This window comes from Ruegeria sp. G12 (genome assembly GCF_056533565.1).
Genome location: NZ_JBQFOO010000009.1, coordinates 1 through 23,135 on the forward strand (window position 1 = coordinate 1; position 23,135 = coordinate 23,135).

Here is a 23,135-nt window from a genome sequence, read left to right on the forward strand (position 1 = left end):
AAGAACACCTGGCGCGGGGTGGAGCAGTCCGGTAGCTCGTCAGGCTCATAACCTGAAGGTCAGAGGTTCAAATCCTCTCCCCGCAACCAAACTTTAAGGTCGGAAAACAAGCACTTAGCGCCCCAAGGGGCGCCGCTCGCGTTTGAGATATCCGCACTCGGTGCTACACCAGTGCTACGCCACACAGCAAAGTGCAGATACGTCTGTGTAGCGAATCCGAGGTTTGTCGCGCCGAATCTGCCTCACAATGAAGACCTGCCCGGTTCCATCGTCTGCACTGTCAGTGCTGTCAGCACCGCACGTGTTTGGTTCGAGTCTGTCTGGAACCCTAATTGAAAAATGTTAACATCATAGCGAACAGTTACTTTGCAATCACCTACTGGCCGTTCGCCTCGAGGTATCGTTTCCCTCAATGGTATTGAGCAAACTATCCAAACCCAAATCAATCAGTCTATAAACAACGGCATGAAACGAAATTTGATCTAAGACGTCGAAATAAGTCTCTACAGTTTCAAAATCAAACTCTCCTAGAACGATCTCGCGTTCTTGCCCAGTCAGATCGAGGGGGTACTCACTTGCGCTATTTTGTTTTGAGCCATAGCACTCGGCACCTTGGCGAATGATAGTCGAAACTGTATTTTCCAGCGTATCCGATTTGGTTAAACCTTTTAGTTTCTTGATGCTCGACAGAGTTTTGGGCGGCAATAGTAAGGAGACCTTCGGCTTCTTGGGGCGCATCGCAGTTTGCCCTTCCTGAGCTTCAACTAACTGCGCGAGTAAAACCTCTTCGGTCATTGGGCTGGGAAATTCTGCACACTCCATGTACGCCCCGATTAACGAAGCGCCTGAAAAATCCCATTGTCGCAAATCCTTGTAGCGCAGATCGATACCTGCCAGATCGGCGCCCTTCATTGCCGATGACGCTGGAAGGCCAGCCAAAGTCATTAACTCAACAACATCATTGGTTTTGGCGAAGACTATGTCGTCTAGTCGCTCAAACATTTAGCTCTCCCTCGCAATCGCATCTCCCAAGAGGACTTCGGAAAATTCGTCGTCAAACTCAGCTTCTTTCAATCCTATCGCCATTAACTCAGACTTTATGTATTGCTCCACAACCATTTGTCTGGGCCGTGTCAATTTGCTCCAAATGGGATACGACGCACCGACAAATTTTATGTCTTCGATTATCAGGTCTTCTACCAAGCAACGGATTTCCACCAAAAGTTCAGGAACCTCTCCGCGTTTACGATGAGGTTTAGAGTCTTTTATTCTCATCGCCGGTACTTCGATATCGAAACTTTCTCCAACTAATCGATCTCCCAATGAGGGAGATAGAACAAATCGATATCCGTTGTCTGTTTTACTTCTTAATATGTTTATAGGCTGTAACTCTTGTTGCACATCAATCTTCTTGGTGGACATAGTTGATTTTCGTTTCTCTGCCGCGCCAGACAAGTCTAATTTGCGGTCAGACAAGGAAGCCCTTCCGTCCCCCTCAAAGTGACTACCTTTGCTTTCTTCGTCACTTTGCGATGAGCTAATTTCTGGTCTCTTTTGGCGGTAGACTGAAGAGGAGATAATTTTGACCACCTTAGCGTGATCTTGGACTACATATATCTCAGCTTTTTTTAATGATAGCCGAAAGCGAACCGGGTCGTCATGGCGGCCCACTGGCGTTTCAGGATGGAACACAGCGTCTATGTAGAGATTAGCGGTTGCGTGTTGCCCATCAAACTTTGTTCGCCAAACATCCAGCCCAATCGCCTTGGCAAACACTCTTGGATTGTTATCACCTGGAACGTTTCTCATATTTCACATCTTTTCCGTACAACTCTTAAATGAGCTTACAACGGCTACTCATAATTGCGAATGTCTATCGCGTTGACCGAACAATTCTTAGCGAACAATGATTTGCACAATTCATAGTGACAGCCCGTGTTACATTGCGGTCGGATGCCATTAAGCGTTCCCTAATGCATTTCAGCCAAGCTTCGAGTCATCGAAGGATCTCTTTCCCAGCGCTAAATTTTCGCGGTAGGTTTCTTGCGCTTAGAGGGCGAACGCTGAGCGCAGCACAGCTCTGAAATACAACAACAAAAGCGCCCGATCTTAGCAACCGGGCGTCCTTCAAAATTTTGCGAATTCTGGCTTCACCGGTTGGTCAATTCAATCACCCGCATCCCCGCTTTGCCTTCACGGCTGAACGCGACGTTCACACCCTGACGCCGCAATACCGGCTGAACCCTCCGCAGCGCTGCACCAAATCGCGCCTCGGATCGCGGAAAGCTCTGGCTGTCTTCTGTCAGCGCCGGAAAGCGATCTCGCAGAACCTGCTTCAACTCGGTCGCGGTTCCGCTCCAATGTTGCCGCCCCTCCATCAGCGACAGAATTGCCAGCGCCACAGGGTTGGCCTCAACGGCGGCTTGATCGCTACGAGCGCGATTGGCCGCGTAGGAGTCCAGAAACGCCCCCTGCGTCCACCCAAGCGAATCTTCGGCAGCGACCACCCATTTGGCGAAGTCGGCCATTCTAGGGGCTTCTGAGAGGCTCACAAAGTCAATCCGGCCCAAGGCGCAGGATACCGCGTCCAACAGCGCGCCCAGAATGTAGGGTTTGGCCTTGCTAAAATCGCGGTTGAACGCGCCCAAGGTTTTGCGCTTGCCGGGTGGGATCACCGGCAGATGAACCCCAATGGCACGATCCGCCAGATCAGGCCGCGCGGCCAGATCGGGAATACCGTTCAACAGGCAGGGCCGGGTGGCATTGAACAGAACCTCGTCGCTGTCCGTATGTAGTTTCCGAGTGCCAAACCCACCGCCGGTGGCAATCCGGCAGAACGCGTCTGCCATCATCGGGCGGATGGTCGAGAGATTGTCAAAGCTCAGAACATGGTTGTGCATGGCGGCAATTACCAAATCCTGTTCGGAATTGGGCGTGCTGCGGGTGCTGGGGCTGGCAGGGTCGATCAGATCGCGCAAGGTCTGCGCGGTGGTGCTTTTGGCGCTGCCCTGTTCGCCGGACAGGATCAGGATAGGGTAGGGTCCTTTGGGGTGGAAACATCCCAGAACCCACGCCACCAGCATGCGGAAATCATCCTCGCTGTCCACGTTCAGGAAATCGCGCAACAACTCGATGCCCTGTTCGTGCCGTTCCGGTACTGGGAGTGCTTGCATGGCTGGTGAGCGCCGGAACCGGGCGGGCGAGTGGCTGACCACCTGCCAGCCCTCGGACGTGATCGCCACAGCCTGCCAGCCCGCGTCGCCGAGGTCGAGATAGACCGTCCGCCCGATTGAGGTGATGCGGCTGGACACAGGGTAGGTCTCGCCTTCGAACCGTGCCACCCCTTCCAGCATGCGGCGCTTGTCATCCAGCGCGGCATTGGACGGGGCTTTGCCCTCGGCCTTGTAGTGGGCATAGGCCAGATAGTTGCGGAAGGTCGACGATCCGACAGGCCAGTGCTCAAAGTGACCCTTGGCCCGTATCGTTACATAGGGCTCACCCTGCGGCGTGTTCCAAAGCTCAAGCCCATCCACCAGCGCCGCATTCTCGTCCCTACGTATACGTGGCGTTTCTTCCCTATGTATAGGTAACGTATACGGGTCGGGGCTTTCCTTATGATACATAGGGGGATGCGGGTCATTGGCGGCAGGCTGAACACTACTCGTCAGGTAAGCGGCGGTTGCATCCGGCAGATCACCCGCCACGCTGTTTATCAGGGCATCGATCTCACCGCGTCCCCAACCTGCGGCAATGGCATCGGCCACATCCCAACCCCTATGTATAGGTATAGGAATCAGGCCTGCTGTATCATGCGCCTGAACCAGCGCGTCATTGATCGGCAGGATCAGCGGCGTTGCCCCATGTAACGTAACGAGCTCTTCGGCCAGCTTGGCCGCATAGGCCTGCCCCGGTTCATCATGGTCAGGCCAGATAATGACAGTGCGGCCCGCCAGCGGGGAAAGGTCTGTCTTTGCCAGCGCCTTGCTGCCGCCAAAGCTGGTAGAGGCCAGATAGCCAAGGGCGGTTAGCGCATCGGCACACTTCTCTCCTTCGACCCAGATCACCGGCTGATCCGGGTGTGCCTGGGCGATCCTTTCCAGATGATAGACCGGGCGGGATTGAGGCGCTTTCCACGCCTCTTTGGTCACGTCATAGGGCAGGAAGAACTTACCTTTGCCGTTGCCCTCATAGCGATTGGCCACAAGCACAGGCGCACCTGTTTTGCTGCGGTAAATGTACTGGGTGTCAGCCAGTCCGGCTGATGGGTGGCGAAGTTCTTGCAGAGCGTTCATGCCTGCACCCCCAGACGCTGTGCCAGCGCACGGGCGGCCTGTCCTTGCTGCACCCCGTACAGATAAGCAAAGAGGCTGATGGCATCGCCGCCTTTGTCGTCCGTGGCAAAGTCTGCCCAAAGCCCGCTATCGAGATTGATCCGAAACGACCCGCGCGACCGATCTGCGCGGGTGGGGTTGAGCGCGACCCATTCGCGCCCAATGATCCGGCCATCCGGCAACCATTCGGTCAGAAGGCTTTGCAGATTGATCCGAGCCAGTTCCGCAATGGCGGCGAATTCAATGGGCTTCCAGTTACCAGTCATTTGCGACCACCTCCTGAAGACGCGCGATCTCGAATGCTTCCACATCTCCGATGCGATAGCGGACCAAGCGGCCAACTTTGACATAGGCCAGCGGATAGCGCTTTGTGCAGCGCCATGTGGCAAGGGTGGTTGTGGATACGCCAAGGCGGTCCGCGACTTGCTCGGGTTTGAGCAGGGTGTCTGCCTGTTTTGCGATCATGATTTTCTCCATCACATTAGATCAATGAAGAGAAACCTAGAGAGCGGTTGGACATGCTGAAACGCGTGAAGCAGGCCCCGAAAAAACACCTCTTACATAGGAAAATAGGCCAGTTAATTGCCACGCAATGTGGCGAAAATGTGTCTAGATCACCCTCATCACGGTGACGACGCGGGCGCGCGTTAGGCCCGGGTCGAGCTTCCGACCAATCAAGTGAATCGCGTCAACAGCATATGCCTTGTTCTGCTTAGTGGCCGGGTCGTAGCGACCGGCGTTGAAAGGGCGCATGGCGTTGCGCTCCCAGTAAGGTCGAAACGCGCGGGCCAAAGCTGCAATCGGCTGGCTGTCGGTCTTCTTTGGCCTGCGCACCCAGCGGTCCAGATCGGTTCGGTAGTAGCTGCTTGGGCTGTCATTCTCACCGAGAGCAACCGTTTTTGCTGTGGCCTGTTGCAACAGGTCGAGAAACGCCGCGATATGGCCGACAGGATCACCGGGACCAAACGCGCCTTCGATAAGGTTCACTATTCCGGCAGCGCTTGGATCGGCTGATCGTGCCAGTGTTTCCAGCGCATCGGCCAGTTTCCCCGAGCAGTTGGGTGAATCCTGCACCCGAGCAAGGTCTTCCGAAACCGCCTCAAGCTTAGCAGACAATGCGGACAGTCGGCGGTATTCCATCGCACCCGGTTTGCGTCGGCGCATATTACGACGCTCGCGGATGTAAGCCCGCACTGCCGCCTCAACCCCTTTGCTCACGTCTTCCATGTCCGGATTGGGGGCGGCCATCAGCATCTCAAGTTCGAGCATGAACCGCTTATCGTAGAGGCCGTGTAGCTCAGACAGAAAGCCATGACCCGCCATGAGGCGCTGCCAAGGCGCGGTTGATCTTGCTTCGATGTCGGGGAGGGTGTTGTCAGCCTGTTCCATAGTGCTGCTTGTTCAGGAAAAGCAAGCAAAACGCCAGAGGCTGACAGGGCTGACAGTGAAACTTGGAATTGTCCACCTTATCCGCATGCGGACAAAGGGAGGCTAGCTAGTGATCAGCCCTGCCTTAGTTAGCCCCAGCAGAAAGGCAACCAAGCAGACCTTCGCTGCGTTTGCGGCACCGAGCACCACGAACGGCAATAGCGCGTGACAAACTGGACTTTGCAAAGTTTAACGAACGACCCTTTGCGGGCAGTTGCTCGCTGCGGCATCGATCAGCTATGGGCTCGCAGTTGACCGAGGAGGCAGCACAGCATCGACCAAAAATCAGACCACGATATCCTCGTGAACGGCCCATATCCGCTCCCCGCTGCAATACAGAAGTGGCTCGCCGATCCGAAACTGGTCGATTGCGCCTCTTCTTTGATTTTCTGCCGTGACCACCGTAAGCTTACCAATGAGATAAATTGGCTTTTAGGAGCGTGGTTAGGGGGTCTCATGTCGAAAGTTACTATTGCGATTGTACTCCTGTGCACCTTTTTCGCTGGAATCTTGCCCGCAGCAGCGTCGCCAGCAGACGATGAGAATACCTTTTGGGTTGAACGATACTATCTTCACAGAGAACCAGGAACCAAAGGGGCTCGACTTCTTTTGAGGATCAATCAACTTGGCCTTATCGAAGCTTATGTTTCGCAAGAAGAAATCGACAACAACCAAGGTCCGAACAACGGTATGTTTGGTTGGGGTTTGATGCAAAACAACCCCGAATTGATTAACGAACTGATGCCAAAAGTCGGACCGGACGGGGGTAATCGCTCCGGATTGGTTCGGATGCTTCGAGACACTGGTGTCAGTATTTCCGACTTCGATGCCGCAGTTGAGAGCGAGCATACTACGCTTTTTGACGGGGGTTGGGGTTACCTCACGCAAACCGCTGTAGAAGACAAGATTGTGTACATTAGTTTTTGGAAACAAGAAGGAGATATACCGGCGGATGCTGCCGTCGTGGACAATCCTTACTACCGGAAACCATCCGTTGGGTATGTTTTTGTGGATTCGCCAACCGCTCTACAGTTCCGGGACAGCAAAGAATTCGCCAAATGCTCGCAACAAGCGCTCTTGGACGCTGGTTTCGACCCCCAAGGCGTCGATGGTGCACCGGGTAGAGGGGCGCAGGCAGCCCTCACCGCGTGGGCTGAAGCAAATGGTGTTACGGCTCCAATCTGGGACCGAACGAACTCATCCCAGGTTTGCTATCTGCTAACATCGGTTTTGTGGCGTCATGCGGGCCTGCAATCGGCGAGCCGCATTGTGTACCCCGGCATGGCGTCCGCCATGTGGGGTTCGAAGTCAGGCGGGCTTCATGATTTTGAAGGCATAAATCAGGGCATGCTGATGGACGGTGAAGACATCGCTCAAATTAGCTGGCTTGATTTCGGACCAGGTATCACCTTTTTCGCGGACGGTGACCCGAATACGAAAGTTCGAGAACCATTCCCCTTAAGCGGCACCGTTATTTTGCATGGCACCGACAGCGACCGTGCAAGCACACTCTTTAAACTACTAGAGCAAGATCCAACTAAATTGCGGAAGAACATCATCGAAAGCCAAGGGGGCGGTTGGCAGTCTGACACGTTAATCAACCGGCTCCGGAATGGAACGGAAACGATTCTATATACGGTGATAGGTGAAGTTGACGGATCGGAGGTCGTGCTGGCTGAAGCCTTTTCACCAAAATGGCAGGACAACATTCGCGAGGTAATTGTTTTCACCGACGACGGACAAGGAGGCGGACAGTTGCTTTACACTTGGTTTCAAGCAGGTTGGACCAGCGGCATTGTTCCGACTGAATTCGTTGTGGGCAAAATAAAATAGGGGCTAGCAGGCCTTTTGTAGTGCGCGCGCTAACGGACACTGTGTCGGCAGCGCAGTTGCATTTCAGGTGGCGGTGGCAAGCCTGAAGTTGCGGGTTATAGGGAGAATTTTGTGCGTCAAATTTTGGTGGCTTTAACTCTTCTGTTTTTTACTTCATCAGCGCTTTATGCGAACGACAAAGAGACCATCGCTCGCTTGGACGCCGCTTGGACGAATTGGGCAAAAAGTAATGGTATTCGAAAAGGTGCAATCCTCGTAACGCGTAACGGAAAGCCGGTTCACAAAACGGCTATTGGCACTGATCCTAGTGCAACATTCGAAATGGCGAGCCTAAGCAAGGCTGTCACAGCGAGCTGCGTAGATGGATTGGTTCGCGGTGGAAGGATCAAATACAACACTCGGGTGTCCGGCATTCTTGAAGGTCCATTTGGAGACTCTCGCACTGCCGAAGTCACGATTGCGCAACTCATAGCGCATTCGTCAGGAATTGGGCCGGACAGCACTCAGCGATCCATGGGTAACTGGTACGGAAGCGGCCAATCACGCCATGAAACCGTGACACAAACCGCCCTGGGACGCCCAAGGCAGAACGGCACCCCCGGTCGTTACTTCTATAACAACGAGAACTACGCGATCCTTGGCACGATAATTGAGAAAGTGACCAATCAGAAGTACGCGAATGTGTGCGCGCGGTCTGGAATGCAATTGTCACGAAAAACTGGCGGGTTTGCACCTTGGGGGGGATGGTCATCGACGCTCGGTGGCTACGCTGCCTTTCATTCAAAATACTTCGGTTCCCGCAAGCCAAACTCCAAAGCGAAAGTGTCTCTTGGTGGGGGTGCCTACTATGGAATGGGCACCCTTTGGCGGAGTTCGGGTTCCCGGTACAACTACTGGCACTTTGGAAAGCACTGTTTTCCGGGGCGCTTAAACGCAGGCTCGTTTGCCGCAAGTTGGCAGGGAATATGGGGCGTGTTTGTCGCTTACGACATCTGCGCAAGCGACACACAAAATGGTCAACTTGATGCCGCTTTGGCACAAGCTGTCTTTAGATGAAGTTTTTATTCGCATAGGGTGGTACGGCGGTGCTGGAACAGCGTGTCCAAAACGCCCGGAACGAAGGTCCGCTTTGGGCTGCCGACCAGACGAAGGCATCCGCAGCGCTAGACCGTTGTAGCAATGACCGGTCAGGGCTCTTTTTCGCCCTAGGTAGACTTTGAAAACATCAACTCTGTCGCCTTGTCCACACTCTCCCTGACCGGGTCTAGGTTTAACCTTGCGTAGATTGCTGTGGACTGTTGGGACCGATGCCCGAGAGACTTACCAATAATGTATCCATTGGCCCCTGTTGCTGCTTGATAGCTGCCCAGAGTGCGGCGCAAGTCGTGAATGCGCAGGTTTTCGATTCCAGCTTGTTTCAAAATACGACTCCAAGCTTTCTTTGGGTCGGCAAGGTGGCCGCTTTTGCCCGAGCCTTCAAACACATAAGGGCCGTCTGACTTCAGTTTCCGTTCGATCAGTAGCTCAACTGCCTGTTGGGGGAGATGAACTGTCAACGGGTCTGCATTCTTGGTTTCTTCGATCCGCCATGTGGCCGACTGGAAGTTGATATCCTTCCACATCATTGCCAACGTGTTCGACTTTCGCGCCCCTGTCAGCAGGGAAATCATAAAGAAATCCCGTGCGGCTTCGTTTGGTTCATTCGCAAGCGCCTCAAAGAACCGAGGTAACTCGTCAGGTTGTAAAAACCTGTCGCGGCTTTGTTCCCGAAACTTCTTAATGCCGATTGCAGGGTTCACACCCTTCCAACCCCATTCAATCGCCTTGTTGAAAATGGACCGGATACGTTCAAGCAAACGATTGGCCTGATAAAGCCCATTTTCCCTGCCAGTCTTTGCGTGAAGCCGTTCGACCTCGGCCCGCTCAATGCTAGATATCTTTCGGCGGAACCAATGCGACAGATACTTGTTCACTTCCCTTTCGTCATATTTCCACGACTTCTTATGTATCTTGGAATACTTGTCCATGTATTCGGCAAACAGCGCTCCAAAGGTCATCTCATCTCGAACGGCCCTTTTGTCCTTTTGAGGGTTAGCACCTGACGCAATGCCTCCTTTGGCCTTGGCCGCTGCCTTTCGGGCTTGTTCCACCGTCATGTCTGGAAACTTACCCAGCAACAGCCGCTCGGGTCGCCCTTCAATCCGCTTGTATAGGTAGAAGCTCTTCGATCCTGTCGCCGTTACGGCCAATATCAATCCCGCTTCACGTTCGTCATAGTAGTAATCCCGCGATCCTTTCTTGGCGGCTGGTGCTTTCAGAAGAGCGGCTTTGGTAAAGTTCAAACGGTGACTGGCCACGGTGTATCCCTGAGTTGTCTTGGTGCTACCAAAAGTTGACGGTGCTACACTGGTGCTACATCGGGAAGCAAATATGAGCAATCTACATGTACAATGAACTAGAGCTAATTTGCTCTAAAGTACTGAAAAATATGTAAAGAAATACGATCAGCAAGCTACGTCAATAATAAGCCCATGAGGCTCATAACCTGAAGGTCGTAGGTTCAAATCCTCTCCCCGCAACCAAATTCCAAACGCAGCCCGTTCGATCTACAAACAGTCCACCGGACTGTTTGCTTAACGATCAAACCTCGTCAGGCTCATAACCTGAAGGCTGAGGAGGAATAGTGGTCGATCCGGTGGATCAATCACCCGACGAACGCGCCGGACCAAAGGTTCAAATCCTACCCCGTAAACCAAACTTCTAGCTAAGAAATTAATAACTTAACGCCTTCACCGCACAATGTGCCGAACCAAAGGTGAAAAGCGCAAGCTATGGAACAACATACCCAGGCAGGCTCAGTTGGTATGTCGATCCAGTACTCCGACAGGCTCAGAAGCTCCTAGCACTGTGGTTACAAATTCGCGCGATACATAGTCGGCACCTCTGGTTTCCATCAATGCGAAATCGGTTTCCGACGTTTCGCCGATGCGGCGATGGAAGGCTGAGAGACTGGTTTGATTTAGGTACTCCCAAACGGGTCTGCCTTCTTGCAGGTCGACCTCCAAAACCTGCCCGGTTTCAGATACCGATACCAGAGCACGTTGGTTGTCTTCGCTCAATCGGACGACACCTTGTTCTTCGGAAAACAGCGTGTGCTTCGTATCGCCAGCCAATGGGAAAAGTGACGTACCAAAGCCGGAAGCTGGGTCAATTTCGAGTATGCGGGATCCACCTTGCGAGGCGAGGCCGCCAAGATTGTCGAACAAAACGAATGTACCGCGCTGGGTGACGACGGGTGAATGCTGTGCGACCATGGGGCCGACGATGACGCGATGAACAATATCGTCATATCGATCTACGATAATCAGCGAGCTTGAAGACCGCAGTGACATGGCGATATCACCGGCCTCTGCCCCCTCGATCTTGGCGGCGGTCGCTTCATTTAACTCTACAATCCCATTGATGTGGTAGGGATCACATCCTTCGCGCGCAGAGTACGCCAGCCCCATCAACCCATTCTTTAGAAATAAGTCTTCGAAGCGCACTGCACGTATTCTTTCCCCGGCTCGGTCAAGGATTTGGAAGCCTTCTTCGTAAACGGCCCCGTATTCCGAGCAATTGGTGTCGATCCGGGTTGAGCCGATGAACTGCCCCGTGGGCCGTTCCAGCTGTGCCCAGGGCAGCAACGCGTCGCTGTTATCCGCAATATGTGGCCAATGATGTCCGTGATTAATAAAGGACCAAAGAATATTGCTGTCCCGATCAATCCGCATCGAACCGATATGGTAGGGGAACATGTTTTTGGCTTGAAATGTGACAACCAGATCGCCGTTGTCATCTAAATCCACGCCTATCACGTTCACATTGTCCCGTCCGGGTTGTCCGCTGAAGCCTTCAAATTCCTGTCCGTCAAAAAGCTCTGCGCGTGGCACGCTCCAGGTGTGGAACACGTTCCCTTCCCGATCCATGATCCAGGCAACGCAACCCAGTTCGGGGCACAGCTCGGGCTGCTCATCGAAGCCGCCTGTAATCAATAGCAAATCATCGTAGTCTCGCGGCTCGGTAAGCCAGGTTGTCAAATCGTCCCGAGGAACGGAAACGTCCGACACTTTTCCATAGATGGTTTCTTTGGCTTCAAGTTTTCGCCATGCGTCAAACCCGGCCTTGGCCTGTTGCAGAATTGGAATTGGAAACCACTCGAGCTTATAGCTGACCACGCCATAGACATATGCGGCGCTTAGTATTGAGAAGCCGAACAAAATCACGGAAAACTTCTCGGTTAGAAATCGTACCAACTGCATGTGCGTTACCCATCGCAAACTTAACGTTGCAATTAAAAACCATGTCGGTTGAACTTGCGCGGAACGGCTTGTTCACAGTCAATTCACATTGAAAACGTTGAATTTTTGATGGGTTTATGTGACGCCGTGCAATCGGAAAGAATGCCATTAGTGACATAGACCAAGGGTTAGAATGAACGCGGCGTGGCACCCGGATTTTGACGGATGCCACGGGTCCTGCTGCCCAGTTGAAGACGGGGTGTTTGGGGGCAGTTTCAGCGCAAATGGCAAGAGCGGGCGCTCTGAAAGCCGTTGCGCTAGCTTTGACTGGTCTCGCTGCTTACATCAGACGGGGCTTTTTTGCTGCGAAGCAACCGCTTGAGCGGAAACCAGACCAGTCCAACCAGAAGAAAAAGGCCGCCCAGAAGGACAGCGATCGTGACCGCAATAGCGCCCAATCCGGCACCGGGGCCGATATAGGCATGTGCCGGGGTTGCCAGCGTCAGACATGCCAACCCACCAACGAACCACATCGGGACAACTCGGCCCCGCGACCGCGTCTTCATCAACCTTTTCATTGCGTGCATTCCTTCCAATCGGTTTCAAAATAACTCAGCGGATAAAGCTTCGCATTGGTGATCTCGCCTACAAATTCGTCGTCGTACTTGTTGACGAACTCCCAGGTCACATTGCCGGTTCCATCCACTTCCAGAACCCGACCCGCGTCAAACTCGGTGATCAGAACTCCACCGCCGTTCAGAACCTCATGTTGACCCCGAATGACTGACAGCATCTCCTGTCCGGGTTTGCTGCCGAATATGACTTCGGATTCCCGACTGACCGGATCAATGGTCATGATGTTTGTGTCCCGAGGCGCATCAAGCCGCGTTTTGTCGCTGCGGGTGTAAGACGTCAGATATGCATTGTTGTTGAAAACAGAGATTTTGCCATCTGGGCGGAACTCGGGGTCGTGTTGCCGAATCCATGGGCCGGTCTGATGCCACTTCACTTTCCGTGTGGCCGGGTCCACCACGATGACAAGGTTGAGCCCTCGCATCGAAATGATCCAGTCTCCGGCATCGAACAGAGGAAACCTGTCGGCCAGGTTAGATGGCAGTTCATCAATCTTGTTGGCGTGCAGCAATTCGCTACGTGCGACGCCCTTGGTTTCGAAGTCCTGATTGTTGGCTGTTAGCAGCGCGGTCAGGCCACTGTCGATGATCATGTCGGGGATCGATATCCGTTCCAGAACCTGACCCTGCTCATCAAGCCTCAGCACTGTGTCTTCCCAGATCGGCTGGTCTTTGGCCGCGGTGAAAAACGGCGGGAAGCGGTCAGTGACCTCGGCAGCGGTCCAAGTGTCGCGGCCGACGGTCAGATACCCGCCCTGTTCGGAAGCAACCATCGAGTGATGCGAATTTTCGTCAAGCGTCCAGAGCAGGTTGGAACACTGGTCCAGTTTGGCCGCCCCACAGTATTCATAGCTGAACACAAGCTCGCCCTTTGGGGTCAGTAGCGCGCCGTGCACATCCGTCTCAAGGGGGGTGGTAAGGGTGCTGCAGGGGCGGGCCTGAGCGTCTGGGTAGTGGTCGAAGTAGTTCAGCGACCATTTGCGAATCACACTGCCATCGCGTTTAACCAGCCGGGCTTGGTTTTCTCCGTCAAAGAACCCCATCAGCAGGATGGCGTCCTTGCGGTCAGGCGTGTCATTGATCATGACGCCATCCCCTTGCCCGCGTGAGGGCTGAAGGTGCTTTTGATACGCCGCGCCTGTCAGAGATTGATCGACAAATATCGCCCTGTAGGCAATTCGAAACTGCGGAGCCGGTGGCCACTGTTTCATTTGCGCCGTAATCCCGTACAGGACCGATGCGCAAACGATGGTCAGAAACAGGCAGATCCAGAACAGCCGCTCTGGCAGGTTCTCAAGGGAACGCTTCATTCTTCACTCGTTGAACTCTTTAACACAAAACTAAAAACTACCCTTTTGAATTAAGGGTCTAAGTGGAGACTTCTTGCTTGAGACAACTGTTTGTTTTTAAACAGGCTGGCGAGCGCTGCTTCGATAGGAGGGAAGCGGGTTTCATTCGAGTTCGTTATGTCTTGCACCTGGCAGGATGCTGCAGAACTCGATGGTTTTCCTGCTTCCGAACTGTGCCGACGTGTAACCAACGTGGTGGTCTGGTCCATGCCTTTCCCCTTCGGTTTGATCGAACAATAGTCTTCAGATCCGAAATCTCGACGTTCAGTATGCCTCAGGTTGGTTGAATGCTGAGAGAATGCGCCGTTCACATTCGGTTAATGTTGTTGCCTGTCGTCATAAAATGGCCGCCTCAGAACCTGCCGTCGTTGGTAACACGCAGGTTCAACACGGACCGCCTTTCAGGCTTTGAGACAATAAGAGTCCGCTCCCAGAGGGAGCGGACCCACCCGGACCTGAGGGTAGAAACAGGCCGGGTTTGCACCGCCGTAAGTGGTGGCATCGGTGCTCGTAGTCAGTAGAGGCCCAGCATAGCTTTGACGGTCGCTTCAACTTCGTCTGTCACCGGTTTGTTGGCTGCATTCTCCAGCGCCTCACGTTCGGTAAGAGCCTGCTCTTCGACCTGGTCTTCCAGATCGGCGACTTCGGTAACGGTTTCATCGTATTCGACAGCATCGCGCCGTTCATCGGCCAGAGCTTCGGCCTCTTCGACCGAATCCTGCAGATCGGATCGGGCGGCATCCAGTTCAGCCTCGATATCCGGATCAGTCCCGCCGACATTGTCCAGCGCTTCTTCAAGTTCGGTCACACGATCCTGATTGGTCTGAACATCCGACAACGCGGCTTCAAGATCGGCATCGATTTCACTGACAGGCCGGTCCGGCGGATTCAGCCCCTCAAGGCGTTCCTTCGCCTCTTCGAAGTCTTCGCGCAGCGCATCCCCGGCCAGAACAGTGTCGCGATAAGTTGCGATGCGACCGACCCGGGAATTGGGCGACGCATTCTGCAGCGCGGTTTCGCTGGCATTGGCCGCGTTCAGGGCGCCGAGTTCCGAGGGATGCGCCCCCAAAAGTTTTGCGAATTTATTGCCTTTTGCCCGGACCTCAGGCCGAATTGATTCTGTGACCTGAACGGATTTCGTGGTTTTACGCGTCACGCTGCGGGTCTTTTGGCGGGTTTTTGCTGTTTCGGTGCGGGACTTTTTACCCGTAATCAGCTCCTTCAGGGAAAAACCTTTTGTCTTTGAAGACCTGGATTTAGCCTTGTCAGCTTTTGAACCGCTACGGCCCGACGTTCCGACCGATTTCTGGCTGTTGTCCTTGGCAGCGCTTGATCCACCGCCCTTGCTGTTACCTTTGCCGTTCCCGCCGCCATTGCCGTTCCCGCCACCTTTGTCACCGCTGTTGCCTTTTCCGCCCCCGTTGCCACCACCGTTGCCCTTGCCGCCGCCGTTACCCTTGCCTTCTTTCGCGTAGGCGAAATCAGGAAATGCAACTGTTGCGACAAGCGAAGCTGATCCTAGCAGAGCGATAGCGATGGCAGTGGTTTTCAGCAGGCCGGTTCTTTTGGTTTTCATAACATCCTCGCAGATCGGGGGCTGATTTTATTTGAGACTCAGGCATGTTGCCGTGGAATCACAGCGCGTCCCTATTTGATCCGATCTTCGTTGAACTCACACGAAACCGGTTGTTCATCGTCAGTTCACATAGAAATTGATAAACCTATGAAAGGTTTGCAGGGTTCAGAGTGACAAATATGTGGAAGCTTCTGGCGATGGTGGTTCTGACCAGCCTTCTTCTTGTCGAAGAAGGGCAGGCCGCTGCGCGCGAACTTAAGCAATCCGAACTGCGCAAGGCCACGACATCAGGCAGTGCCATTCGACTGAACCGGGTCATCCGGGGTGTGGAAAAGGTGTTTGGCGGCACCCCTGTCGATGCGCGTGCTTTCCAAACCGACAAAGTTTACTACCGGATTTTGGTGAAAAAGCCGAATGGCAAGATCATCAGCGTCATCGTCAATGCTCAGACCGGTGTCGTCGTGCCAAACCGATCCAGTGTCGGCCGCCAGATTACCGAGGCCGCCCGTTCGAAACCGGGCAATTCCGCCAGCGCCAGGTCGCAGGGAAACACCACCAAGGGGAACAGCGCCAACAGCAACCGCGGAGGCAACGCTGGTGGGAACAGCGGCGGCAACGGAAATAGCGGCGGCAATGGTGGTGGCAACGGGAACAGCGGCGGCAATGGTGGTGGCAACGGGAACGGCGGCGGAAACGGTGGCGGCAACGGGGGCGGTGGTGGCAATGGCGGCGGCGGCGGCAATGGTGGCGGCAACGGGAACGGTGGTGGCAATGGGAACGGCGGCGGAAAGGGCGGCGGCAAAAATAAGTGATGAACCAACGCCCGAACGCCGCTAGTTTCAAGCTATGAGAGTCCTGCTGGCAGAAGATGAGCCGCACCTGTGCGAGCAGATCAAAAAACTGTTGAACGCCGAAGGGCGGGTTGTGGATGTTGCCCATAGCGGACTGGATGCCTTGCATCTGGGCTCGACGGAACCTTACGACATGATCATCCTCGATATCGGTCTGCCTGAACGCGACGGCATTTCGGTTCTGCGCGAGTGGCGCAATGCGGGTGTTCAGACCCCGGTGCTGATCCTCACTGCCCGTGACGGTTGGAGCGAGCGGGTCGATGGGCTGGACGCCGGTGCCGATGATTACATGACCAAGCCTTTTCACATGCCGGAACTTGCCGCGCGGGTGCGGGCCATTCTGCGGCGGCAAAGCGGGCAACTGAATCCGGTGATCGAGATGGGGAGTGTCATCCTTGACACCAGAAACGGGCGGGTCACATCCGATGGCGTTCCGGTCGATCTGACCGCCCAGGAAATCGCCGTGCTGACCTATCTGGCCCATAATCCCGGGCGTCTGATCTCGCGTACCGAACTGTCCGACCACATCTACGAATATGACGGCGACCGGGATTCGAACACGATTGCTGTTTTCATAACCCGCCTCCGTAAGAAACTGGGTCCCGATCTGATCACAACGGTTCGGGGTCGCGGATACATGATCGATTCCATCTGATGCTGTCTCTGCGACAACGGGCTTTGCTTGGAGGTATCGCATCCGGAGCTGTGTCCGTGGCGGTCGGTACGCTTGGGGTTTTTTCCTATATCGATTCCCGCGTGTCGGATCAGTTCGACAACACCCTCCGGGACCGTCACACACAGCTTGTCGTCGGGCTAAGCGTCTCCACCGACAACCCCGAAGCGCTGCGCGATCTGATCTTCGACCCGGCCTATGGCGCGCCCTATTCCGGGCGATACTGGCAAGTGACCAACAGTGACGGAGAGCTTTTCACCTCTGCCTCGCTTTTTGACGAAACCCTGGCCGAGCCTTCAGCGGCGCCGGACGTCGCGACGATCTGGAACACCCGGGGCCCGGAAAATGACCAGGTGCGCAGCATCTACCAGAAAATCACCTATGAGGACGGGTCGGTCTGGGGCATCAGCGTGGCTGAAAGCCGGGCGCAGTTGGTCGCCGAACGCCGCGCCGCGCAGCGCAGCCTGTTGCCGGTCTTTGCACTGGTCGGATTGATCGGTGTCGGCGGGTCGCTGCTGTTGATGTCTGCCATTCTGGGCCCCCTGCGGAAGCTGCGAACGGATGTCGCGCATCGGTGGGACCAGGATGAGGATCTGAAACCTGCGGACTACCCGGAAGAGGTATCCCCTCTGGTCGAGGACCTGAACCGGCTTCTAAGCCGCAACCGGGACATCGTCGCCGGTTCGCGCCGGCAAGCGGCTGATCTGGCCCACGCCCTGAAAACGCCGGTCGCGGTTCTGCGAAACGAGTTGGCCAGCCTCGCCGAGGCCGATGCGAAAACCGAGATCGCACAAGACGCTCTGGACCGGATTGATGTGCAGATCAGCCGTTCGCTGGCTCGGATGCGCGCCATGAACACCGCCGAACTGACCCATTCCCGCACGGATTTGTCCAACTCAATTGACCGGCTGGCCCGGCTCTTTTCCAGTATGTCCGAAAGGGAAGGCAAGACCCTGACCGTAGCGCGTGAACCAAATCTGTGGGTCCGGATGGATGCGCAGGATATCGAGGAGGTTCTGGGAAACCTGCTGGACAACGCAATGAAATGGAGCCGTAAATCCGTAAGCCTGACCGCCAGCCTTACGGACGACAAGATTGAAATCCATGTTGAAGATGACGGCCCCGGGGTCCCGGAAGGAGCGCGGTGCGAGGCGCTGCGATCCGGCGGCCGACTGGACACCTCAGTCGCTGGCAGCGGATTGGGGCTGGCGATTGCCGTGGATCTGCTGACAGCCTACGGCGCGGAATTGCATCTGGGCACATCAGATTCACTTGGTGGTTTGAAATGCTGTGTCGAGATTCCGCTCCACCACAACTGATCCTCTGATCGGCCACTGATTGTATTCGTGTCATCTGCGTCGACCCACGGAACGCGATGCGGGTTCAGCGCCCTGGGCTGTATTGGACGGGATGGGCCGATTGAAACGCGTCTTTCAGGCCAGCCCACAACCCACAGCGTTGTTTACACAGACGCAATTCCCTGCGTACGATCCGGTAGAATTCTTCCCATTTTAAGAACCAAGGGTTTGATACCATGTCAGAAACACTGGACCTGCATAAGTACGAACACCTAAGCCCCTTCCAGATCAAAGATGAGCTCATCAAGCTGGCGCAGAAAGAGGCGCGACAGATGGCTTTGCCCTATCTGAACGCGGGGCGCGGCAATCCCAACTGGATCGCTTCAAAGGCGCGCGAGGCGTTTTTTCTGCTGGGCCAGTTCGCGATGACCGAGGCGCAGCGGCATCGCAATGAACCCCAAGTCGGCTTGGCCGGAATGCCGCTGGGTCCGGGGTGTTATGACCGGCTCAAGGCCTATTGTGCGGAGTCGATTGAGAAGAACGGTCCTCCGGGGGCGGACACGCTGGCGGCTGTGGTGGATTTCGCGATTGAGAAGTTTGGGTTCACGCCTGACGATTTCGTGCTGGAACTGACCGACGGCATCGTTGGCGACCACTACCCGATGCCCGACCGTTGCATGGAGCATAACGAGGCGATCGTCCATGAATATGTGATGTGGGCGATGTGCGCCGGGCATCGACCTGATGCGAAGTTCGACATTTACGCGGTTGAGGGCGGAACCGCCGCGATGTGCTATATTTTCAAGGCGCTCAAGAACCAGCGTTTGCTGAATGCGGGCGACACTATCGCGCTGGGGACGCCGATCTTTACGCCCTATCTGGAAATGCCCGTGCTCGAAGACTATGGGCTGAATGTGGTGGATGTATCCTCGGCAGAGGAAGACCATTTCCAGCTGACCGACGATGATCTTGAGCAATTGGCGGACCCGAAAGTCAAAGCTCTGTTCCTGGTCAATCCGGGCAACCCGTCCTCGGTCGCGATCAGCCCCGAGGTCATGACCCGGCTGGTCGAGTTCGTCAAAACCCGCCGCCCCGATCTGATCATTCTGACCGATGATGTCTATGGCACGTTCATTCCGAACTTCCAATCGGTCATGGGGCATCTGCCCGAGAACACGATCGGCGTCTATTCCTATTCCAAGTATTTTGGCTGCACCGGATGGCGTCTGGGGGCCATTCTGGTGGCCGAAAACAACATCTTCGACAATATGATCGCCGAGGCCCCGGACGAAACCAAAGCCCTCGTCAATGCGCGGTACGAGACGCTGACCCCTGATCCGGATTCGTTCAAATTCATCGACCGGATCGTTGCCGACAGCCGGGATGTGGCACTGAACCATACGGCGGGTCTGTCACTGCCGCAGCAGGTGATGATGACCCTGTTTTCGCTGGTCGAACTTATGGACGAGGATAAGGCCTATCAGAAATTCTGCTGGGGCATTCTGAAACACCGCTTTGACGAGTTGGTTGACGGCATGGGCATCGAAGTACCCGACAACCCGCTGTTCGACCGGTACTACGGCATTTTGGATTTTGAGTTCTGGCTGCGCAAATATGTCGGCGAAGAGGTGGTCGCTTGGATCAAGGAAAACGTCCACCCGCTGGATATTTCGTTCAAGCTGGCGCAGGACCATGGGATCGTTCTGCTGAACGGGTCGGGCTTTGATGCACCGGACTGGTCGGCGCGGGTGTCCTTCGCCAATCTGGACGACAGCGCCTATCGCCAGATAGGGCGCGCGGTGCGGGCCGTGGCCGTTGGCTATGTGCAGGCCTATCGCGCCTCGAAAGGCCTGCCGTTGCACGGTTAGGGCACGAAGGCCACGACCAGCGGACCCCAGAGCGTCAGGAAAATGTTGGCCACCGCATAGGTCATGGTGAAGGCGGGTGTTGGGGTCGAGTTGCCCGCCTTTTCCAACAGCGTCGCAAAGCCGGGATTGCCCGAGCGTGAGCCGGTGACGACGGCACAGGCCTCGACCGGGTTCTTGATGCGCAGGACGAAATAGTTGATCGGGAATTGCACGATCATTGGCATCAGCGTTACGAGTATGCCCAGCAGCAGCAGGGTAATTCCGTATTCCTGAATCGCCTGCAGCGCGGGTTGCCCGGCGTTCAGGCCGACAACCCCAACAAAAACCGCCAGACCAAAGCTTTGCAGGAAATTCGCAGCACCCCGGTTGATCCCGCCGATTTTGGGGCGTCTGATCCGCGCATAGCCGATGATGAGACCGGTAACGAGGCATCCAAGCCCCGAGCCAAGCGCCACTTTGGTGCCTGCGATGACAAAGCTGATCTCGCCAATCAGATAACCAATGGCCACACCGATCCCCAAAGCGATGAAATTTGTGATCGAGGCCGAAGGCGGAACGTATCCCGCCTGTTTAGCCACCCGGTTCAGATCGTCCTTGTGGCCGACAATGCTGACCTCATCACCCGCGTGGATCTGAGTGTTTTGCAGGACCGGCACATCATGTCCCATACGCGTGATCTTCGAGATATGGACGCCCCGGCGCTGCTCTGCCGTCAGGGCCTCGCGCAGTTCTGCCAGGGTTTTTCCGGTTAGTTTGCGGTTGGTGATGACCACATTGCGCCGCTCTTCCACGATGGTCAGTTCCGGCGGGTACTCGCCCACCTCACCGCCTGCGGTACCCTCGAACTGCGCCAGTTGTGCGACAAGGCCGGAGACGACGATTACGTCGCCCGCGCCTACAACCGTCTCAGGCGTCGGGTCGACCGGCGCGCCATCCTGAAGCAGCCGTTCCACAATCAGGTCGCCGTCATAGGCCATTTCGATGGCCTTTACGGATTGGCCCGCGACTTTCGCGTCGGGGTTCACCTGATAGGCGCGGGCTTCAAAGCGGTTCATGGGAAGGAACTCTCCTTCCTCAAGCTTGCGGCCACCGCCGCTTAGTTTCTGGGCCAGCTTGATCGCCTCCTGACGCAGGTCGCAGCGCAGGATGATCGGAATGATGCTCACCGCCAGAATGGGGCCGATCGAGCCGAAGATATAGGTGACCGAATACCCCACGGCGATGTTGGTCTTGAGCTTCTCCGCCTCGTCCGAGGCCAGCCCCAGCAGATCAATCGCGTTGCCCGCGGTGCCGATAATGGCCGATTGTGTCAGCCCGCCAGCCGCCAGACCTGCGGCCAGGCCCTTGTCCAGCCCTGCCAGTCTGGCCACGACGATCACGAAGAACAATCCCCACAGGGTCATCATGAATGCGGCCAGCAGCTTGGTCAGCGCGGTTCGGTTCAATGCCGCGAAAAACTGCGGGCCGCCATTGTAGCCGACCATGAAGATAAACAGCGAGAAAAAGACGTTCTGCACGTCGGTGCTCAGGTTGATGCCTCCGATCTGCCCGACAAACACCGCCACCAGCAGGGTTCCGGCGATGCCGCCCAGTTCAAACTTGCCGACCCGGAATTTCCCGACGCCGTATCCCAGCCCCAGACACAGAAAAAGCGCCATGATCGGAAAGCTGCGTAGCTGTTCAGTGATCAGTTCCATCATCAAATCTCCGGGCATCTGCACTGGTCGGTTCTACGCCTGCTATGGTGTCTCATGGCGCTGAAAAATCATAAAGATTCAAGCCTCTGCCAGCGCGCCGATGTCAGGTAATCATCGAGAGCGGATTCTGTCAAATCAAGACGTATCGGGATAGGAGAATGTGGTTTGTCAGGCAGACTCCAATGGCTCGCATTGCAAGGTCAGGCCGCCCCGAGCGAACTTCGGGTCACTATATTTGTCCCCAGTTGAACCGAGCGGCCCGGCACATTCTGTTCGATCATCTCAATCAGCCCGGCGGCGGCCTTGCGGCCCATTTCCCGGTGCGGAACGTGAACCGTGGTCAGGCCGGGCTGGGTCAGTCCGGCCAGTTCGATGTCGTCGAAACCGGTGATCGAGACGTCTTCGGGAACCCTCAGACCCATCTCACGCGCCTGCCGGATGGCCCCGACCGCCAGAACATCGTTACCGCAGAGCACCGCCGTTGGCCGATCCGCGCGCGACATAAGATCGTGAAACGCACGGGCGCCGTTGTCGATGCCATAGGGGGTTTCGATGATCGGCATCTGGTCAGGTGACAACCCGTTGGCGGTCAGAGCATCCCTTACGCCTTCGACCCGCAACCGCGCGCGGTCGTTTCCACTGCGAATGCCCGAAATCACCGCGATGCGGGTGTGCCCCAACGCGATGACCTGTTCTGTCAGGTCCTTCATGGCCTGCCGGTTGTCGAAGCCCACAGCCGGTGCGCGCGCGCCGGGGCTGAAGGACCAGGCTACCAGTGCCGGGACTTTCTGGCGATCCAGATAGTCATAGATCTCGCCGCCCCGGTCATGTCCGATCAGCAGCAGCCCGTCTGCGCCTCGGGCGACCAGGTTTCGGATTTGCTCTTCCTCGGTTTTGGGTTTGTAGGCGGAACTTGCGACCAGCAAGGTGTAGCCGCGCTGGTGGATCTCTTCCTGAAACGCCTGCAGACCGCGTGCAAAGATGGCGTTGTCCATGGTCGGAATGATCGCGCCGATTGTGAAGGACCGCTTGGCCGCCATGACCCGCGCGGCAAAGTTGGGCGTGTAGCCCAGCGCATCCACAGCCGACAGGACCCGCTTGCGCGTTGCCTCGACAACCCGCTGCGGATCGTTCAGGCATCTCGACACTGTTGCGGTCGAAACACCCGCTTTCCGGGCCACGTCATTTAACGTTGGGGCTGACCGAATATTTGGCATTCCTGAACCCAAGTTTCACATTTCCTTAAGACTAAACGCTTCGAAGGGCGGTGAAAAGCAATAATGTAAGCGCTTGCATTTTTGATGTAAGCGCTTACAAAT

General features: G+C 55.5%; 19 protein-coding genes and 1 tRNA gene. 7 read left to right on the forward strand and 13 right to left on the reverse strand.

Features of this window, described 5'->3' with window-relative positions:
* Positions 1–12 precede the first annotated feature (12 nt).
* Positions 13–89: transfer RNA gene (locus tag ACR0JN_RS18085), tRNA-Met, on the forward strand.
* Between the two features lie 283 nt (positions 90–372).
* Here the strand turns inward: ACR0JN_RS18085 and ACR0JN_RS18090 are convergent.
* The 6 genes from ACR0JN_RS18090 to ACR0JN_RS18115 form a co-directional block, all read right to left on the reverse strand.
* Positions 373–1,002 carry a pentapeptide repeat-containing protein gene (locus tag ACR0JN_RS18090; protein WP_480887727.1) on the reverse strand — a complete coding sequence of 210 codons (630 nt, stop codon included), beginning with the start codon at positions 1,000–1,002 and terminating at the stop codon, positions 373–375.
* A complete protein-coding gene (locus tag ACR0JN_RS18095; protein WP_480887731.1) occupies positions 1,003–1,809 on the reverse strand; it encodes a hypothetical protein in 807 nt (268 codons plus the stop codon).
* A gap of 341 nt (positions 1,810–2,150) precedes the next feature.
* Positions 2,151–4,292: a hypothetical protein gene (locus tag ACR0JN_RS18100; RefSeq protein WP_480887733.1), complete on the reverse strand. Its 2,142-nt coding sequence runs from the start codon at positions 4,290–4,292 to the stop codon at positions 2,151–2,153.
* On the reverse strand, positions 4,289–4,597 hold the full coding sequence (locus tag ACR0JN_RS18105; protein ID WP_480887736.1) for a hypothetical protein: 309 nt from the start codon (positions 4,595–4,597) through the stop codon (positions 4,289–4,291). The genes ACR0JN_RS18100 and ACR0JN_RS18105 overlap by 4 nt, the downstream gene beginning before the upstream one ends.
* A complete protein-coding gene (locus ACR0JN_RS18110; protein ID WP_480887738.1) occupies positions 4,587–4,796 on the reverse strand; it encodes a helix-turn-helix transcriptional regulator in 210 nt (69 codons plus the stop codon). Before ACR0JN_RS18110 ends, ACR0JN_RS18105 begins: the two co-directional genes overlap by 11 nt.
* 144 nt (positions 4,797–4,940) lie before the next feature.
* On the reverse strand, positions 4,941–5,720 hold the full coding sequence (locus tag ACR0JN_RS18115) for a hypothetical protein (RefSeq protein ID WP_480887741.1): 780 nt from the start codon (positions 5,718–5,720) through the stop codon (positions 4,941–4,943).
* Positions 5,721–6,215: 495 nt separating this feature from the next.
* Here ACR0JN_RS18115 and ACR0JN_RS18120 point away from each other — a divergent pair, with 495 nt between their 5' ends.
* Both ACR0JN_RS18120 and ACR0JN_RS18125 read left to right on the forward strand, forming a co-directional pair.
* Positions 6,216–7,592, forward strand: coding sequence for a hypothetical protein (locus tag ACR0JN_RS18120; RefSeq protein ID WP_480887744.1), 1,377 nt, complete (start codon positions 6,216–6,218; stop codon positions 7,590–7,592).
* Positions 7,593–7,703: 111 nt separating this feature from the next.
* Positions 7,704–8,648 carry a serine hydrolase domain-containing protein gene (locus ACR0JN_RS18125; RefSeq protein WP_480887748.1) on the forward strand — a complete coding sequence of 315 codons (945 nt, stop codon included), beginning with the start codon at positions 7,704–7,706 and terminating at the stop codon, positions 8,646–8,648.
* A gap of 149 nt (positions 8,649–8,797) precedes the next feature.
* Here ACR0JN_RS18125 and ACR0JN_RS18130 read toward each other — a convergent pair whose 3' ends face one another.
* From ACR0JN_RS18130 to ACR0JN_RS18150, 5 genes are all read right to left on the reverse strand, one after another.
* A complete protein-coding gene (locus tag ACR0JN_RS18130; RefSeq protein WP_480887751.1) occupies positions 8,798–9,949 on the reverse strand; it encodes a tyrosine-type recombinase/integrase in 1,152 nt (383 codons plus the stop codon).
* Between the two features lie 498 nt (positions 9,950–10,447).
* On the reverse strand, positions 10,448–11,893 hold the full coding sequence (locus ACR0JN_RS18135; protein WP_480887753.1) for an arylsulfotransferase family protein: 1,446 nt from the start codon (positions 11,891–11,893) through the stop codon (positions 10,448–10,450).
* A 296-nt stretch (positions 11,894–12,189) separates the two neighbouring features.
* Positions 12,190–12,450: a hypothetical protein gene (locus tag ACR0JN_RS18140; RefSeq protein ID WP_480887756.1), complete on the reverse strand. Its 261-nt coding sequence runs from the start codon at positions 12,448–12,450 to the stop codon at positions 12,190–12,192.
* A complete protein-coding gene (locus ACR0JN_RS18145) occupies positions 12,447–13,814 on the reverse strand; it encodes an arylsulfotransferase family protein (RefSeq protein WP_480887758.1) in 1,368 nt (455 codons plus the stop codon). Before ACR0JN_RS18145 ends, ACR0JN_RS18140 begins: the two co-directional genes overlap by 4 nt.
* A gap of 553 nt (positions 13,815–14,367) precedes the next feature.
* Entirely contained in the window at positions 14,368–15,429 is a 1,062-nt protein-coding gene (locus ACR0JN_RS18150; RefSeq protein WP_480887760.1) for a hypothetical protein, read from the reverse strand.
* Between the two features lie 197 nt (positions 15,430–15,626).
* Between ACR0JN_RS18150 and ACR0JN_RS18155 the strand changes: the two genes are divergently transcribed.
* The 4 genes from ACR0JN_RS18155 (at position 15,627) to ACR0JN_RS18170 (ending at position 20,119) form a co-directional block, all read left to right on the forward strand.
* Positions 15,627–16,241, forward strand: a complete 615-nt coding sequence (locus ACR0JN_RS18155) for a PepSY domain-containing protein (protein ID WP_480887762.1) — start codon at positions 15,627–15,629, stop codon at positions 16,239–16,241.
* A 34-nt stretch (positions 16,242–16,275) separates the two neighbouring features.
* Positions 16,276–16,935 (forward strand): response regulator transcription factor, encoded by a 660-nt coding sequence (locus ACR0JN_RS18160; protein ID WP_480818475.1) that lies wholly within the window; start codon positions 16,276–16,278, stop codon positions 16,933–16,935.
* A 56-nt stretch (positions 16,936–16,991) separates the two neighbouring features.
* Entirely contained in the window at positions 16,992–18,272 is a 1,281-nt protein-coding gene (locus ACR0JN_RS18165; RefSeq protein ID WP_480887764.1) for an ATP-binding protein, read from the forward strand.
* Between the two features lie 215 nt (positions 18,273–18,487).
* Positions 18,488–20,119, forward strand: a complete 1,632-nt coding sequence (locus tag ACR0JN_RS18170; protein ID WP_480887766.1) for a bifunctional aspartate transaminase/aspartate 4-decarboxylase — start codon at positions 18,488–18,490, stop codon at positions 20,117–20,119.
* Here ACR0JN_RS18170 and aspT read toward each other — a convergent pair.
* Complete coding sequence (aspT, locus tag ACR0JN_RS18175) at positions 20,116–21,816, reverse strand: aspartate-alanine antiporter (RefSeq protein WP_480887768.1); 1,701 nt, start codon at positions 21,814–21,816, stop codon at positions 20,116–20,118. The genes ACR0JN_RS18170 and aspT overlap by 4 nt on opposite strands.
* 200 nt (positions 21,817–22,016) lie before the next feature.
* Entirely contained in the window at positions 22,017–23,033 is a 1,017-nt protein-coding gene (locus ACR0JN_RS18180) for a LacI family DNA-binding transcriptional regulator (RefSeq protein WP_480887770.1), read from the reverse strand.
* Positions 23,034–23,135: the final 102 nt, after the last annotated feature.

Bases quoted from the DNA above. Each gene is read 5' to 3' on its own strand.
- ACR0JN_RS18145 (WP_480887758.1), bottom strand. From the start codon at position 13,814: ATGAAGCGTTCCCTTGAGAACCTGCCAGAGCGGCTGTTCTGGATCTGC.
- ACR0JN_RS18140 (WP_480887756.1), bottom strand. From the start codon at position 12,450: ATGAAAAGGTTGATGAAGACGCGGTCGCGGGGCCGAGTTGTCCCGATG.
- ACR0JN_RS18115 (WP_480887741.1), bottom strand. From the start codon at position 5,720: ATGGAACAGGCTGACAACACCCTCCCCGACATCGAAGCAAGATCAACC.
- ACR0JN_RS18090 (WP_480887727.1), bottom strand. From the start codon at position 1,002: ATGTTTGAGCGACTAGACGACATAGTCTTCGCCAAAACCAATGATGTT.
- ACR0JN_RS18160 (WP_480818475.1), top strand. From the start codon at position 16,276: ATGAGAGTCCTGCTGGCAGAAGATGAGCCGCACCTGTGCGAGCAGATC.
- ACR0JN_RS18105 (WP_480887736.1), bottom strand. From the start codon at position 4,597: ATGACTGGTAACTGGAAGCCCATTGAATTCGCCGCCATTGCGGAACTG.
- ACR0JN_RS18120 (WP_480887744.1), top strand. From the start codon at position 6,216: ATGTCGAAAGTTACTATTGCGATTGTACTCCTGTGCACCTTTTTCGCT.
- ACR0JN_RS18170 (WP_480887766.1), top strand. From the start codon at position 18,488: ATGTCAGAAACACTGGACCTGCATAAGTACGAACACCTAAGCCCCTTC.
- ACR0JN_RS18150 (WP_480887760.1), bottom strand. From the start codon at position 15,429: ATGAAAACCAAAAGAACCGGCCTGCTGAAAACCACTGCCATCGCTATC.
- ACR0JN_RS18110 (WP_480887738.1), bottom strand. From the start codon at position 4,796: ATGATCGCAAAACAGGCAGACACCCTGCTCAAACCCGAGCAAGTCGCG.
- ACR0JN_RS18155 (WP_480887762.1), top strand. From the start codon at position 15,627: ATGGTGGTTCTGACCAGCCTTCTTCTTGTCGAAGAAGGGCAGGCCGCT.
- ACR0JN_RS18095 (WP_480887731.1), bottom strand. From the start codon at position 1,809: ATGAGAAACGTTCCAGGTGATAACAATCCAAGAGTGTTTGCCAAGGCG.
- ACR0JN_RS18100 (WP_480887733.1), bottom strand. From the start codon at position 4,292: ATGAACGCTCTGCAAGAACTTCGCCACCCATCAGCCGGACTGGCTGAC.
- aspT (WP_480887768.1), bottom strand. From the start codon at position 21,816: ATGGAACTGATCACTGAACAGCTACGCAGCTTTCCGATCATGGCGCTT.
- ACR0JN_RS18180 (WP_480887770.1), bottom strand. From the start codon at position 23,033: ATGCCAAATATTCGGTCAGCCCCAACGTTAAATGACGTGGCCCGGAAA.
- ACR0JN_RS18135 (WP_480887753.1), bottom strand. From the start codon at position 11,893: ATGCAGTTGGTACGATTTCTAACCGAGAAGTTTTCCGTGATTTTGTTC.